Origin of the sequence: Streptomyces bicolor (genome assembly GCF_000719285.1) — a bacterium.
Classification (GTDB): Bacteria; Actinomycetota; Actinomycetes; order Streptomycetales; family Streptomycetaceae; genus Streptomyces; species Streptomyces bicolor.
Genome location: NZ_JOFS01000034.1, coordinates 48,509 through 63,221 on the forward strand (window position 1 = coordinate 48,509; position 14,713 = coordinate 63,221).

Genomic DNA, 14,713 nt, shown 5'->3' on the forward strand with positions numbered 1-14,713 from the left:
GAACCCGGTCAGGCCGGCCCGAGTCAGCGGCTGCGCAGGTGGTGGCGCTTGCGCCAGGCCACCACCGCGCCCGCCAGCGCCGGCAGCGCGATCGCGGCCACCGCGATCAGGAACACCGGAGACGTCGGTGACGAGGCCCGGGCGCCGGCGACGACATACGCGGCGATGTTGGGGATCGACCCGAGGGCCGTGGCGAGCAGGAAGGGGACGTAGCCCATGCGCGAGACGGCGGCGGCGTAGTTCGCGGCCCAGAACGGCACACCGGGGAACAGCCGCACCGCCAGCATCGAACGGAAACCGTGCTTGCTGAACTGGTTGTCCGCCGCCTTGAGCAACCGCCCGCGAAGCAGCGGGCGCAGGGCGTCCTGGCCGAGCATCCGGCCGAGCGCGAAGGAGAGCCCCGCCCCCAGTACCGTGCCCGCCATGGCCGCGGCGATGCCCAGCTCCGAGCCGAAGAGCGCGCCCGCCGCGAGGTTCAGCAGCGGCCGCGGCACGAACGCCACCGTGACCAGGCCGTACGCCACGGCGAACAGCACCACCGCGACCGGGCCCCCGACCTGGGGCGGCCAGCCGTCGGCCAGAAGCTTGTGCGGCTCGAAGAGCAGCACGGACGTCGCGGCCGCCGCGAGCAGGACCAGGAGCAGGGACAGCCGCGACCACGGCGAGAGCAGCGCTCTGCTGCAGCGCGCGGCGAAACTCGAGGGAACGGGCGCGCGAACGGCGAGCTCCGTGGCGGCGGCCCCGGACGAGGCCGTTGCGGTGCCCCCAGAGCGGGTGGTGGCATCGAGCATTCGGCGACAGTAACCGACGAAGATGTGTGATCGCCGTATGGTTCGTCTCATGCGCGTCACAGGTGAGGGAACGTTGGAAGTTCCCCGCAGTGCTCTGGCCGACACGGTCCTGGAGCGGCTCACCACCGTGTACGCCGCCGCGGCGGACCCGGATCGTGCCGCCGCCGCCCGGGCGTACATGAAGGATGTCGCCCCGTTCCTCGGCATCCCCACACCCGAGCGGCGCGCCCTGTCCCGCTCCGTCGTCCAGGGCACACCCCGCCCCGACGAGACGGACTGCACGGCGATCGCTTTGCGCTGCTGGCAGCTGCCCGAGCGCGAGTACCACTACTTCGCCGTCGACTATCTGCGCCGCCACGTGGGGCGCTGCTCCTCCGGCTTCCTGCCGGTGACCCGGCGTCTGATCACCACCGTCTCCTGGTGGGACACCGTCGATCTGCTCGCCGCGCATGTCGTCGGCGGGCTCGTCGCGGCGGATCCGACGCTCACGACGGTCATGGACGCCTGGATCGTCGACGACGACCTGTGGGTCGCCCGCACCGCCCTGCTCCACCAACTGCGCTACAAGGACGACACCGACACCGGACGCCTCTTCGCCTACTGTCTGCGCCAGTCCGGGCACACCGAATTCTTCATCCGCAAGGCCATCGGCTGGTGCCTGCGCGAGTACGCCAAGACCGACCCGGACGCCGTACGGGACTTCCTGGCACGGGAGCGGGGGAGGTTCGCGCCGCTGTCGGTGCGGGAGGCGTTGAAGAACATCGGCGCCTGAAGTCCCGTACCGCGGAAAACCATTCGACGTCGGGCAAAGCGTCGGCAATGATCGACGCCATGTTCCGGTACGCCTTCGTCGTCGCAGCATCCGTGGTCGCGGATGCTCCGAAGGCTGCCGTTCCGGTCTTTCTGGCCGCATTCGACGGCGCCCGAAGCTGACCCTCTCCGGACAGGCCGGCGGACCCCGCAGGGGGAGGGTCGGCAAGTCCTTGGGGTCCCCATCTCCTTCGTAGAGACTTCGAGGTACAGCCATGTCCAAGACGGCATACGTGCGCACCAAACCGCACCTGAACATCGGCACGATGGGTCATGTCGACCACGGCAAGACCACGTTGACCGCCGCCATCACCAAGGTCCTCGCCGAGCGCGGATCTTCTGCGTTCGTGCCCTTCGACCGTATCGACCGGGCGCCGGAGGAGGCCGCGCGCGGCATCACCATCAACATCGCGCACGTGGAGTACGAGACCGACACCCGCCACTACGCGCACGTCGACATGCCGGGCCACGCCGACTACGTCAAGAACATGGTCACCGGGGCGGCGCAGCTCGACGGGGCGATCCTCGTCGTCTCCGCGCTCGACGGGATCATGCCGCAGACCGCCGAACACGTGCTGCTCGCCCGGCAGGTGGGCGTCGACCACATCGTCGTCGCCCTCAACAAGGCCGACGCGGGTGAGGAGGAGCTCATCGACCTCGTCGAGCTGGAGGTCCGCGACCTGCTCACCGAGCACGGCTACGGCGGCGACGCCGCGCCCGTCGTACGGGTCTCGGGGCTGAAGGCCCTGGAGGGGGACCCGAAGTGGACGGCGTCCATCGAGGCGCTGCTCGACGCGGTGGACACCTACGTTCCGATGCCGGAGCGGTATGTGGACGCGCCGTTCCTGCTGCCCCTGGAGAACGTGCTCACCATCACCGGCCGGGGGACCGTGGTGACCGGGGCCGTGGAGCGGGGCACCGTGCGGGTCGGAGACCGGGTCGAAGTGCTCGGGGCGGAGGTCGAGACCGTGGTCACCGGTCTGGAGACCTTCGGCAAGCCGATGGACGAGGCGCAGGCCGGGGACAACGTGGCGCTGTTGCTGCGCGGGGTGCCGCGGGACGCCGTCCGGCGGGGGCATGTGGTCGCGGCGCCGGGGAGTGTGGTGCCTCGGAGTCGTTTCTCCGCGCAGGTGTATGTGCTGTCGACGCGTGAGGGCGGTCGTTCCACGCCGGTCTCCAGTGGGTATCGGCCGCAGTTCTACATCCGTACGGCGGATGTGGTGGGGGACATCGACCTCGGTGAGGTGGCGGTCGCGCGGCCCGGGGAGACGGTCACGATGACCGTTGAGCTGGGCCGTGAGGTGCCCTTGGAGCCGGGGCTCGGGTTTGCCATCCGTGAGGGCGGGCGCACGGTCGGGGCGGGAACCGTGACTGCCGTCGAGTGAGGGTGGTTCGCCGCGTGGGAGTGCGAGGCCGTTGTGGCTGGTCGCGCCCACGCGGCGGAGCCGCATATCGTCACAGCCCCGCGCCCCATAGGGGCGCTCCGGTGCGCCCCTGTAAAGAGTCCCCCGGCACAATGAGAAGGTGAACGAGCCCATACCCGTCACCCGGTCCGTCGACTACGGCACCGCCAAGCTGATGCCCGACGTCGACCGGAAGCGGGCCTGGCTGCTCACCGTCGACGGAGCGCCCCAGTCGTACGTCGATCTCGACGAGCCGACGCATCTGGAGTTCGAGTACGCGCGCCGCCTCGGCCATGTCCTGGACATCGTCGCCGAGGCGGGGCAGCCGCTGGACGCGCTGCATCTCGGGGGCGGTGCGCTCACCCTGCCCCGATACCTGGCAGCTACCCGACCCGGCTCGCGGCAGGATGTCGTCGAGGCCGACCGGGGACTGATGGAGCTGGTCGGCGAGCATCTGCCGGTCGCCGAAGGGGACGGCATCCGGCTGCACGCCGGGGACGCCCGGGAGTGGCTGGAGGCGGCGCCGGACGACTCGGTCGACGTGCTGGTCGCCGATGTCTTCGGTGGGTCACGGGTGCCGGCGCATCTGACGTCGGTCGCGTACGTACGCGAGGCCGAGCGGGTGTTGCGGGGAAGCGGCGTCTATCTGGCGAACCTCGCCGATGCCGCGCCCTTCGCCTTCCTGCGCTCCCAACTCGCCACCTACGCCACCCTGTTCGAGGAACTCGTGCTGATCGCCGAGCCGGGTGTGCTGCGCGGGCGGAGGTTCGGCAACGCGGTGCTCGTCGCCGCGCACCGGCCCGTCGACACGGCCGCCCTGGCCCGGCTCACCGCCTCCGACGCGTTTCCGGCGCGGGTCGAACACGGTCCCGCGCTACGGGAGTTCACCGGCGGCGCAGGGCCGGTGCGGGACGAGGACGCCGTACCGTCACCCGAGCCCCCGGAAGGGGCTTTCAGCATCGGCTGAGGCGGGCCGGCTGGCGGCGGTCACCTGTTTGGTACGTCGTCGCAGGTTCCGTACGTCGGGTACGCACAGGACCGCCGCCGTGACGACCACGACCAGCGCGGCGCAGCCCCACAGCGCCGAGGTGCGCCCGAACGCCGTCTCCGCAGGGCCGGCCAGTGCCGTCGCCAGCGGGACCAGGGCGACCGAGCCGAACCAGTCGTACGCGGCGACCCGGGACAGTTTGTCCTCCGGTATCTCCTGGTGGAGCGCACAGCACCCCAGCGAACGTAACCTCCTTGTATGGCCGATGACTTGGTACAGCGAGCGCACTGGGGAAACCTCGAAGGGCAGAACTGGGCTGGACTGGCCCGCCTGTCGACCGAGGAGGCAGAGGGTGAACTGTCTTCTGACGACAGGTTAGATAGCACTCGGCCCCGGTTCATGACCGGCAGGGACATCAAGAGCACCGAGGAGCAGGAGAGGGACGGCCGTCAGTTCGTCGAGAGCCGAGGCGGACGGTACGTGTACACGTACATGGAGCCGGATACGTCGGCGTGGAAGCGTAGGCGCGTACGTCTGCCCGACGGAACTATCGGCTACCGCGTGGTCCGGCCCGTGTACGAGGGCGCGTTGGAGGACCTGAAGCAGGGGAAGGCCCCGAACGGCGAACGCATAGACGGCCTGATCGTCTACGACATCGACCGTCTGACCCGTGACCCCCGCCACCTTGAAGACGCGATCGAGACCGTGGAGCACCACCACCGGCCGATCATCGACATCACGGGCACCCTGGATTTGTTGACCGACAACGGGCGCGCCATGGCCCGCGTGGTCGTCGCCATGGCCAACAAGCAGTCCGCCGACACAGCCCGCCGGGTACGCCGCAACCACAAGGCACGGCGAGACCGGGGCATACCCGTGGGCGGGACGCGCCCCTTCGGGTGGCAGGACGACAAACGCACCCTCAACCCGACCGAGGCCGAGCACATCCGCAAGGCCGCCAGGCGCATCATCCTCGGTACTGAGTGGCACGCGATCGTTGCCGACTGGAACCGCGAGGGGATCACTACGTCGAAGGGCAACCCTTGGACGTGGATCGCTCTCAGGGACATGATGCGGAATCCGCGACTGTGCGGCTATCGATCCCATGTCGTGATCGAGTTCGCCCCGGAGTCGGGCCGAGAGATCAGGCACCTCACAATCGCTCACGACGACGAGGGCAAGCCGGTGAAAGGGCAGTGGACGCCGATCTTGCAGGTGTCCGAGTGGGAGGCAATCCAAGAGATCATCGGTGATGGGCCGATGCGCGGAGGTGGCCACAACGCCCGTGTCTATCTCGGCTCCGGCACCCTCCGCTGTGGCAAGGAGGACTGCGGCTCACCGTTGCGAGCGATGAAGGCAGCGCCGAGCCGAGGCAAGCCCAAGGGGTACTTCTACTACGTCTGCCCGGCAAAGACGACGGGCAAGGGGTGCGGTGGGGTGAAGGTCCCAGGCCCGGAGACGGATGACCTGATCAGGATGCTCGTAATCGCAAAGTACGAGGAAGAGGCCAGCAAACGGCAGGCGGTCAAGGCGCCGCAAGAGTGGTCCAAGGAAGCCGAACTGGAGATCATCCGAGAGGACATTGCCGATCTCAAGCAGGCCCGTCGTGCGCGGAAGATCAGCGCCGAGCGCTACTATTCGGATCTTGCCGAGTACGAGGCCGCGGAACAGCGGCTGAAGAGGGAACGTAACGCGTGGCAGCGCCAGACGCTCGCGGACCAGGGCGAGCCCGTGGACATGGCCAAGGAGTGGCACCGGGACGAGATCACCCTTGCCGAGCGTCGCTCGTACGTCGCGCGAACGCTGACAGCCCTGGTTGTGCTGCCTGTGGGGAGTGGGCGCCGAGTGCCCTTGCGTGAACGTCTGGTTCCGGTGTGGGCCGAGGAGTAGCACCGGAAGGAGCGGGAGCCCATCACCTCTTACGGCGATGGTGGCGGGCTCTGTCGCGTGTGCAGACGTCCACACCCAAGGCGGCGTTCATCTGGCGCCACTGAGCATCAGACCAGCCAGGGGACTTGCGCGCGTGTGCTCGTGCCCAAGCCATGTCCTGATCTTCATCAGCACTACTCGGGTACCGCACCCAGCCGCCCCCTCTCAGCGCCCCACACTTCCCGAGCTATCTCGCGATTCGCGGCAAGATCTTCCGCAACCCCCGCCGCCAGGAGCGCAGCGCCGGGGGTGTGGCCGGAGCCGACGTAGCGCCAATGCCGTTCGGTGACCGTGTCGGGAGTGTCGGTGTGGCCCATGTGTTGGGCGCGTTCGGCGCGTAGCGCCGTGTATGTCGTGGAGTAGGCGCGCGACTTGGTGAGGACGTGTCCCCGGTACGCGAGCGTGTGAGTCCAAGTGCGCAGGTTCAGGGGGCCGTACTCGGGTAGGCCGCCGAGGCGCCAGCAGGTCCGCATGAGGGTGCGGACGTGTTCGCTCACGGGTGCCGACTCGATGTCTGCCCAGGTCGTGAGCGGGTGGTCGGTGCCGGCGCCTGTCTCGCTCGCTCCCTTGGTGACGTACTTCGCCACGTACGCGGCCACGGCGTCATCGTCGGGCCCGTCGCCGTCCACGCGCAGAGACTGAGCGTCGACCTGGGCGCCCCAGCGCAAGGCCAACTCCCCCACAGCCAGGCTGTAGGGGGTGCGGACCAGGACCCGCCGGGCGGAGGCGCGTACGGCATCGATGAGCAGTTCCGCAGTGCCCCAGGCCGGGGGTTCGTCGTCGGGCCCGTTCGGGCCGTCGAGGCGGACGACAGCGTGTACGTGGACGGCCGCGCGCTTTTGGTACTCGGCGACGCGGGCGAAGGACAGCCGGGCATGCTGGGCGAAGCGGGACTGTACGAGGCCGACCGAGGAGGCCAGGCGCCGCCTTACGTCGATGACGAACCGGTCCCAGAGCTTGGAGGCGTGCGCGTGCCACAGCACATGGGCGGTGTAGTCGTAGCAGTCGGCGCACAGCGGTTGCCCGACGACTGGAGCGTCCGGGGCGTGGACGGCGCCGCAGCCGAGGGAGTGTCCGTGTTCGCAGGTTCCGCTGTCGCGGCGGGGTCGGCACGCTTCCCCTGTGCGGTGGACGGGGCCGAAGGACGGGGCGGTGAGGGTGACGAAGAGCCGGGGCCGGTGCCGAACCGCCGGAGGGATGTTCTTGCCGCCGAGGAGGCCCGCGCGGACGAGGTGGAAGGTGTCTCCGGCGTGGAGGCGGGAGCAGGCCGGGCAGACGGTGGAACGGCGGTTGCGGCAGCGGACGAGGATGCGTTCGCTGGGTTCGTTGCGGGTGTCGTAGTGGCTCAGGATCTCGCCGGTTGTGCCGTCCAGGGTGGTGGTCGAGCCGGTGAGATGGACGGGGTGGGAGCAGCCGCCGGTTGCGGTGATCTGCTCCAGCCAGCGCGGGAACCTAGGATCTTGGGCGATGCGGATTGCGTCGCGGTCTGCTTCGGGGAGTTGACGCAGGCGCGCCGCGCGGTCGAGGACGGCGCGCCTGTCAGCCGGGGTGAACTCCGGGGTGATGGTGGTGACCTTCCGGGGTGGGCCGCCGAGGCGGCACGGTGGATGAGTGGTGGCGCGTGGTCGGTCATGGGGATCGCCTTCCTTGCGTGGTCGGGTGGGGTGGGGTTTCAGCGGATGGTTCCGGTGCCCCGGCAGACGCGGCAGCGCCGCCGCCGTCCGGTCCAGGTCCTACGTGCTCCGTCGCCCTTGCAGTGGGGGCACCTCACACGAGGCATAGGCATGGCCGTGTGTCCTTTCTGCTCAGGTGTGGGAGAAGCCGTTGATCATCCAGGTGACGAGTTCGTGGGCGGTCAGGCCCACGGGGGTCTGACCGAGGTAGAGGCCGAAGAGGCCGACGCAGACCGCTTCCCAGGCGCGGACGTCGCGGGAGCGGACGAGGAGGACGGTGATGATCCCGAAGATCACCGCGAACGTGAACGCCGTACCTTCGCTGATCACTTGTCGTCTCCTTCCAAAGCCGCGAGGGCGCGGGTTATGGCGGGCAAGTCCGGGGTCATGGCGGCGTGCTTCCGGGCCGTCGACACCGCTTCTTCAGTCGGCGTGAGGTGGGAGCGGGCACGGCTCCAGCCGCCGTCCGGACCGGTACAGACGGCCACGCCGCGTTCCTCCGCCGTGATCGACTGGGCGACGGCCACGGCGTCCTTGTTGAGGTCGCCCAAGGTCATCTCTGCCGTGCCGGGATCGTTGACGCGGTGGCAGATACGGCCGCCGAGCTGCGCCCGCAGGGCGGTGACGCCGGGGCCGAGGTCGGAGCCGACCCGCTGTCCGGCGACGACCAGGTGCAGGCCGAGCGCCGCCCCCAGCTGAGCCAGCCGCAACAGCAGGGTGGAGCACTGTTCGGCTTCCGCCTTGCTCTCGCGGGTGCCGTCCGAGAGGTACAGTTCCGCGATCTCGTCGACGATCACGACGACCGGCACCGGCCGCAGCTTGTCAGGCAGCTCCCAGATCGAACGGACACCGGCCGACCGGCACGCGCTCATCCGGTCCTGCATTTCGACCACCAGGGCGGAGAGCACGGCGACCGCTTCCCGTCGACACGTGGCCAGCGCGCTCAACCGTCCGGCGAACAGGCCCAGTTCCATGCCGCCCTTGCAGTCGATACCGACCAGGGCGACGGGCTGTCCTGCGAGTTGGGTGATCAGCCGGGCCAGCAGGGTGGACTTGCCCGAGCGGGTGGCCCCGGCGATCAGCCAGTGCGGCACGAGCCGCAGGTTCATGACCCAGGCGCCCCCGCTCTCCAGTGCGCCGATGAGCGCGGAGAGGAGTCCGGCCGGAGCTGAGACGAGGCCAGGCCGCTCCAGCGGATCCGTGGCCGTAGCCGTCAGCAGCACGAGCCCGCGTTCCGGCGAGGTGACCCGGACCGCGTGGACCTTCCACGCGTGCACTAAGGCGTCAGCCGCCTTCATGTACGTCGCCGGAGTCTGCCCCGCGTGCAGCCGCACGGTCACCGTCAGGCCCATGCGGGTGGCGCGCGGGAACGAGATCCGGGGAGCCACCGGCCGTAGCGGATCGCCCTTGACCACCAGATCCCCGAGCAGTCCGCGCGGCGGACGACGGGAGACCGCCAAGTCGTTGAGCATGGCGACCTTGCGCCAGGTCGCCAGCACCCGGCACGCGGTGACCGGGTAGCCGACGAGGTACCAGTGCCAGACCGGACGATGCCGGCGCACCAGGTCACCGACGACGAGCACCCAGGCCAGTGCGGCCAAGCCGAGGGCGAGCAGGATCGGTCCCATCACGCGTCACCGCCCTTGCTCTGCGCGGCTGTGCCGTGCACCGGCGTGATGGCGTCGGCGCGGAAGCTGACGCCGTGCCGCTCACCCATCGACCAGACGAACGCCGTCAGGCCGGTGACCTTGACGATCTGTCCTTCCTCGATGCCCTTCGGGGCACCGCTGACGGCGATCTCGATGACGGAGATACGCCGTCGGTCCTGCCGCACGGTGACGGCCACGGTGTAGACCGGGTTGCCGTCCCGGTCCCGCTTCACCTCCTGTGTCTCGGGGTTGGAGAGCTTTGCCTCGGGTGCGATGGCGCACCGCAGTACGCCCAGCCGCGCCGTGTCCACGGGAATGGACTGCATTTCGTTGGCCTCCTTGGCCAGTCGGGACGCCAGCTCTGATGCTGACGTCACTTGTCCTTACGAGTTATGACTATGAAGTTCTGTACGGCGAGAGTGCAACTACTTATGCTGACGAGTGATGTCGCGCGTGCGACGTGACTACGACCTCACCCGGAGATGCCGAGATGTCAGAGATCCAGCGCCCCGGAGCCCTCTACCAGCAGGTGGCCGCCGCGATCCGCGAAGCGATTCTGTCTGGCGAGTTCGAGCCCGACTCCCTGTTGCCGTCCGAAGCACAGCTCATGGCCCGTTACGGCGTCTCCCGGCCGACTGTCCGCAACGCCATCGCCGCCCTGCGCGCGGAAGGGCTCATCGACGTCCGTCACGGCAAGGGCAGCTTCGTACGCTCCAGCGGACAGCCCGTCCTCACGATCGAGCGCCGCATCAGCCGCACCTCCGAGGGCAAGTTCGTGATGCCCAACGGCGACATCTGGCAGGAGGCCGAGGAGCCGAGCACCTACCGCACCCACACCACGAAGGACACCGGCCGACTCCTCCAACTCGGTGAGGAGGAAGCCTTGTTCGGGTGCGACCGATTGCTCACCGACCCGGGCACCGGCACGCGCGCGATGCACCGCACGCTGATCCCCTTCGAGGTCGCGGACGGCATCCTGATGCTTGCGGAGGAGCCCTGCAAGCGCCCAGCAGCGATCTACCGATGGCTCACCGAGGACGGCCACAAGCTGACGTGGACCGAGACCGTGCGCGCCCGCATGCCCCTGCCCGACGAGCGCGCCACTCTCCAGCTCCCGGACGCGACCCCGATCCTGCACGTCGCCCGCGTCACGCACGACACCGACGACCGCCCGCTGTTCCTCGAAGAGCTTCGCTTCGGCGCGGACCGTGCCGAACTCGCCTACCGGATCACCGCCGACAAGCAGCCCGCGCGACGCGCCCGCGCCTGAGTGCCAACGGCGATCGGTCGAAACAGCCTTCACATCCTCAAGGGCGCGCCTGCGGCGCGCCGGGGCGCCCGGCCGCCCCGGCCGGGCGTGCGGCGTGGCCGCCGATCCCGTCCGGTCGCCAGACGCCCCCGACCGCAGCAGGCCCGAGAAGTCGAGGCGTCGACAGGCCGTCGCAAGCCGGGGCCCACGGGGCTGGGGGTCGACGGCCTCCGAGACTTTAGGCAGCCACCATGGGGCGAGCCTCGAAGAACAGGGGGCCGATCGGGCTATTGCGGGCAGGTCCAAGGACTGCCCGATCCGCTGGCGAGCGTAAGGCCCCCTGTTCACTCGCCCCATGGCAGCTCCAGCCCAAAGTCTCTCCAGCCGGCGACGTGCCCACGTGCACCACTCACCAGCGAAAAGGCGCATCACGCTGCACCACCGTCGCCGTCCGCCCGCGACTCCAGGAGCCGGGCAAGTCGATCCACGGCGTCCGGCCAGCCCGTCAGCCGCACGACCCCGCAACCGTCCTCGTTCGTCGAGGCGACGGCCCGTACGGCGGACAACTCGAAGCCCACGCCCAGGAACGCCCGGTTCAAACGATCGGCCGCCTCTCGCGCCTCACGCCAACCCGCGATGTAGTCGACACCGGACACCCAGAGACCGGAGTCCACGCCCGGCACGTCCAGACCGTCGCTCAGCCAACCCTCACCCGAGCCAGTCACCTTGCCCACCTCTGCCCTGATCTAGGTAACGGATCATCAACTTCCTGTGACCAGAGCCGAAATGCAGCACGACGGCCCCGGTACCATCAGGCACCGGGAACCGCCGTGTTCCCAGCCGGGCCACCCTTCGCTTTCCAGGGCTGATGGGGTGGCCCGGTCTCGGTATTGGGTTATGAAGCGCGGCCCCTCACTCGGGAGGGGAGACTCCGGATGTCGGAGAGGCCGCGCCCCTTCGGCCGGAGTGGTCGGACTCCGGCCGGTGACCGGGTCGCCGCCCGCTCCCGATCGCGGGGGAGCAGACCGGAGCGGAGACCCGGCGTTTGTCAGGCCGAGTTCTCAGCCCAGAGTCGATCGAGGTCCAGACGAGCCCACACCGATTTGCCGCTGCCCTTGAGCCCTGGCGACCACCAGACCGCATCGGCCAGGCGCTGAACGATCCGCAGCCCTCGCCCCCGGTCCGGCAACAGCGCCTCGACAAAGTCACCGGCCAGGGCCGGCGAGATGAACTCACCCGCCGGAAGGTCGGGCGGAGTCGAGTCCTCGTCCAGGACGCCGATTCCCAGCAGCCCGGGCCAGTTCATGAGCCAGACGTCGATTCGCCTCCCGGCACCAGGCATCGCCAGGCAGTCATCCGGGACCGCGTGGTGGACGACGTTGCCGACGAGTTCCGAGACGATGAGCCGCGCGTCATCGATGGCGTACGCCAACCCCCAGGTCTGGAGGTAGGAGCTGACCATGTCCCGCGCAGCCTTCACGCAGTCCCGGTCCTCCGCATAGAGCGTCAACGCCCGGAAGTGACCGTTGTCCGGGTCGTGCACCGAGCGGCGCGGAGCGCCCGTCGTCGAGGCGTTCGCTGGGCCTTTGCTCTGCTGCGCTTCCACCGCGTTCCCTCCCGAGCGCTGGCGAGCCCGATAGCCCGCCGATCTGTGTCGACCAGTGAACGGCGCAGGAGACTCAGGCGGGAGCGTTCACTAGGGGGTTCACGTGAACACCGGCAAAGGCAAAGGGGGTTCACGAATGAACCCTCTACCGCGAGACTGCTGTGACACGATGAACACTCGCCGTCATTCTCGGGTTGGCAGGGGAGCATGAGCCGAGAGCCAAACGCGCATTTAATCGCTGTCATGGACGAGGCCAAGGTCTCGAACAAGGGCCTTGCGAAACGCATGACGGACCAGGCCGCCCAGCGCGGCATGGACCTGGGAACAACGCACGTCGCTGTGAAGCGGTGGCGCGAAGGTGCGGGCATCCGGCCGCAGACGGCGGCGCTCATGGCAGATGTGCTCTCAGCGAAGCTCGGACGTCGCATCACGCCAGGTGATCTCGGCTTCTTCGACCACACCAAGTCGACCGCACCCGAGCCGATCGGCTACCCGAGCACCGTTCCCGATCTCTTGTCCATGCTCGACGGAGTCACCCAGGAGCGTGCCGACACAGCCGTGTCGGATCAACTGGTGGTCGCGGACGGCGACATCAACTCCGCCGTTCTCTCGTGGATGATCGCGCGCCCCGATGGCATTCAGGCCGACAGGCCATCTCACCAACGAGTCGGCATGCGCGACGTCCGCGCGATCAGGGACGCCGCCGGAATGTTCATGCAGCTCGACTTCAAGTACGGCGGAGGGCACGGTCACAAAGCCCTACGCCACTACTTCCGGCACGAAGTGCTGCCCCTGCTCGACACGAGCTACAGCGAGAAGGTCGGCACGGCGCTATTCAGCGCCTCCGCCGAGATCTCCCAGCTGCTCGCATGGACGGCCTACGACGTCGGCAACCACCGGCTTGCCCACCGCTACCTGACATCTACTCTGCGCTTGTCCCAGGTCATCGATGACCGCATGTTCGGCGCTCGCATCCTGGGCAATCTCAGCCACCAGGCCAACTACCTCGGCAACCACGCCCAAGCCATCCAATTGGCCCGCGCCGCCGTCGAGGGCGCCAAGGGCCGAGCGACCCCGCGCGCGTTGTCGAACTACTCGGCCATGGAGGCCCGCGCTCTGTCCAACGCCGGCGACGGTATTGCGGCGGCACGAGCGATGAAGGAGGCAGAGCGTCACTTCGAGCGCGCTGCGACAGGCGAAGACCCCGCGTGGCTCGGCTACTTCGACGAAGCGGAACTCATGGGCGAACTCTGCCACTGCTTCCGCGACCTCAAGATGCGCCGCGAAGCCGTCGCACAGGCCCAACGAGCCGTCGACAGCACCGACCCGAAGTACGCCCGCACCCTCGGTTTCTGCCGCATGGTTCTCGCCCAGAGTCAGCTGCTCAACGGCGAGTTGGAAGCCGCCGTCACTACCGCGAGCCTCGCAGTCGACGGCGGCGACTCTCTGCAGTCCAATCGCTTCCAGCGCTACGTGACCGACTTCCAGAGGGAAGTCAGCGTGCACCTTGCGAATCCCACTGTCGCTGCCTTCAACGAGAAGGTGCACGACGCGCTCACTCGCCTCGACGAAGACGGTGAGTAGCGGCTACCAGGGCCGCCAGTCCCGGGGCGCATCGTCGTTGCGCAGACCGGCGATGCGCCGGCGGTACTCGGCCGCGGTCTCCTCGTCCTCCTGCACGTTCTGCATGAGCCAGGTCGTCATGCCGAACTCTTGGATGCCCCGCAACGTCTCGTACCCGGGCCAGTCGTACAGGTCACGTCCGTACGCGGCCACGAAGTCGGCGTACTGTTCGCCGGTCTGCCACCCAAGGCTATGGTGCTCAACGGCCGTGACCATGAGATCCCACTCAGGGTGGTCGTAGCAGAAGGCTTCGAAATCGATCAAGATGACGCGTCCCTGATCGTTCACCATGAGGTTCTGCACGTGGGCATCCCCGTGGACCGGCCCCTTGGGCGTCTCGAACTTCAACTCCGCATACTTGTCCTGCAGTTCCCGCCACCGCTTCCGTAGGAAGACCTTGTCATCATCCGGAATCATTGCCCGGTCCAGCCGCAGCTGTTGCTTGTCGAAGGGGGCGAACGACGGGAGCACGAGACCTTCTGGCGCGGTCAGGGCGTGCAGGTCTCGCAGGACGCGCCCTAGCTCCCCGTATGTCGCCTTGCGGTCCCCCTCGACGATCAGATGCCAGAACGTCACCGGGTGGCCATCAATCAAGAAAGGCTGCTCCAGGTCCTCAAGGATGCGAGCAGCTGGAAACCCTTCCTCCTCCAGCCACCGCGACACGGCCACTTCTACGCGCGCTTTGGGCAGCCATTCTTCCCCTCGCGCCACGCGCGCGATCACCGGTACCGAGGCCAACCGAAACAGTGCGTTCTCTCCGAGACGGATCAGCTCTGCGTCTCTGTCATCGAGCCCCGCAGCCCGGCACGCAGCAGCCATGATCCGAGCTGCCCTCGCCGACGTGAACCCCTCTTGCGTTCGAGCAGCGTCAACCGCCATGCCCGTACCAGCTCCCCTAGTCGTGCGCGATCAATCAGCGCACGCCCATGGGTGACCAACCCGACGTGCGCCAGACATGACCCCGACCGTACCTAGCTTTCGCAGGGATCGGC

The 14,713-nt window shown here is 68.5% G+C and carries 14 protein-coding genes and 1 pseudogene; 6 read left to right on the forward strand and 9 right to left on the reverse strand.

Annotated features, from left to right (window positions below; all coding sequences use genetic code 11):
- Positions 1–23 precede the first annotated feature (23 nt).
- The gene (locus tag IF78_RS0134550; protein ID WP_031486512.1) at positions 24–791 is read right to left on the reverse strand and encodes a TVP38/TMEM64 family protein; all 768 of its coding nucleotides are present in this window, start codon (positions 789–791) and stop codon (positions 24–26) included.
- Positions 792–840: 49 nt separating this feature from the next.
- Here IF78_RS0134550 and IF78_RS0134555 point away from each other — a divergent pair, with 49 nt between their 5' ends.
- From IF78_RS0134555 to IF78_RS0134570, 3 genes are all read left to right on the forward strand, one after another.
- Complete coding sequence (locus IF78_RS0134555; protein WP_031486513.1) at positions 841–1,563, forward strand: DNA alkylation repair protein; 723 nt, start codon at positions 841–843, stop codon at positions 1,561–1,563.
- Positions 1,564–1,816: 253 nt separating this feature from the next.
- Positions 1,817–2,986 carry an elongation factor Tu gene (gene tuf, locus IF78_RS0134565; RefSeq protein WP_031486514.1) on the forward strand — a complete coding sequence of 390 codons (1,170 nt, stop codon included), beginning with the start codon at positions 1,817–1,819 and terminating at the stop codon, positions 2,984–2,986.
- Between the two features lie 139 nt (positions 2,987–3,125).
- Complete coding sequence (locus tag IF78_RS0134570; RefSeq protein ID WP_031486515.1) at positions 3,126–3,971, forward strand: spermidine synthase; 846 nt, start codon at positions 3,126–3,128, stop codon at positions 3,969–3,971.
- Here the strand turns inward: IF78_RS0134570 and IF78_RS46765 are convergent.
- A pseudogene (locus tag IF78_RS46765) lies at positions 3,933–4,223 on the reverse strand (MFS transporter); the annotation flags it as partial. The gene IF78_RS0134570 and the pseudogene IF78_RS46765 sit on opposite strands and share 39 nt — an antisense overlap.
- Before the next feature lie 27 nt (positions 4,224–4,250).
- Between IF78_RS46765 and IF78_RS0134575 the strand changes: the two are divergent.
- Positions 4,251–5,882 carry a recombinase family protein gene (locus IF78_RS0134575; RefSeq protein ID WP_031486516.1) on the forward strand — a complete coding sequence of 544 codons (1,632 nt, stop codon included), beginning with the start codon at positions 4,251–4,253 and terminating at the stop codon, positions 5,880–5,882.
- A gap of 173 nt (positions 5,883–6,055) precedes the next feature.
- Here the strand turns inward: IF78_RS0134575 and IF78_RS44125 are convergent, their stop codons facing one another.
- From IF78_RS44125 to IF78_RS0134595, 4 genes are all read right to left on the reverse strand, one after another.
- Complete coding sequence (locus IF78_RS44125; protein WP_031486517.1) at positions 6,056–7,429, reverse strand: replication initiator; 1,374 nt, start codon at positions 7,427–7,429, stop codon at positions 6,056–6,058.
- A gap of 297 nt (positions 7,430–7,726) precedes the next feature.
- The gene (locus IF78_RS0134585; RefSeq protein WP_031486518.1) at positions 7,727–7,924 is read right to left on the reverse strand and encodes a hypothetical protein; all 198 of its coding nucleotides are present in this window, start codon (positions 7,922–7,924) and stop codon (positions 7,727–7,729) included.
- The gene (locus IF78_RS0134590; protein ID WP_031486519.1) at positions 7,921–9,222 is read right to left on the reverse strand and encodes an FtsK/SpoIIIE domain-containing protein; all 1,302 of its coding nucleotides are present in this window, start codon (positions 9,220–9,222) and stop codon (positions 7,921–7,923) included. Before IF78_RS0134590 ends, IF78_RS0134585 begins: the two co-directional genes overlap by 4 nt.
- Positions 9,222–9,569 carry an SCO3933 family regulatory protein gene (locus IF78_RS0134595; RefSeq protein ID WP_031486520.1) on the reverse strand — a complete coding sequence of 116 codons (348 nt, stop codon included), beginning with the start codon at positions 9,567–9,569 and terminating at the stop codon, positions 9,222–9,224. The genes IF78_RS0134590 and IF78_RS0134595 overlap by 1 nt, the downstream gene beginning before the upstream one ends.
- A gap of 164 nt (positions 9,570–9,733) precedes the next feature.
- Between IF78_RS0134595 and IF78_RS0134600 the strand changes: the two genes are divergently transcribed.
- A complete protein-coding gene (locus IF78_RS0134600) occupies positions 9,734–10,513 on the forward strand; it encodes a GntR family transcriptional regulator (protein ID WP_031486521.1) in 780 nt (259 codons plus the stop codon).
- Positions 10,514–10,920: 407 nt separating this feature from the next.
- Here the strand turns inward: IF78_RS0134600 and IF78_RS0134605 are convergent, their stop codons facing one another.
- Together IF78_RS0134605 and IF78_RS0134610 are read right to left on the reverse strand one after the other, a co-directional pair.
- Positions 10,921–11,217 carry a hypothetical protein gene (locus IF78_RS0134605; RefSeq protein WP_037641923.1) on the reverse strand — a complete coding sequence of 99 codons (297 nt, stop codon included), beginning with the start codon at positions 11,215–11,217 and terminating at the stop codon, positions 10,921–10,923.
- A 323-nt stretch (positions 11,218–11,540) separates the two neighbouring features.
- Positions 11,541–12,098: an ATP-binding protein gene (locus tag IF78_RS0134610; RefSeq protein ID WP_031486523.1), complete on the reverse strand. Its 558-nt coding sequence runs from the start codon at positions 12,096–12,098 to the stop codon at positions 11,541–11,543.
- 207 nt (positions 12,099–12,305) lie between these two features.
- Here IF78_RS0134610 and IF78_RS0134615 point away from each other — a divergent pair, with 207 nt between their 5' ends.
- On the forward strand, positions 12,306–13,682 hold the full coding sequence (locus IF78_RS0134615; RefSeq protein WP_031486524.1) for an NsdA family TPR-like regulatory protein: 1,377 nt from the start codon (positions 12,306–12,308) through the stop codon (positions 13,680–13,682).
- Between the two features lie 3 nt (positions 13,683–13,685).
- On the opposite strand, the gene IF78_RS0134620 is transcribed toward IF78_RS0134615, so the two are convergent.
- A complete protein-coding gene (locus IF78_RS0134620) occupies positions 13,686–14,600 on the reverse strand; it encodes a phosphotransferase enzyme family protein (RefSeq protein ID WP_031486525.1) in 915 nt (304 codons plus the stop codon).
- Positions 14,601–14,713 lie beyond the last annotated feature (113 nt).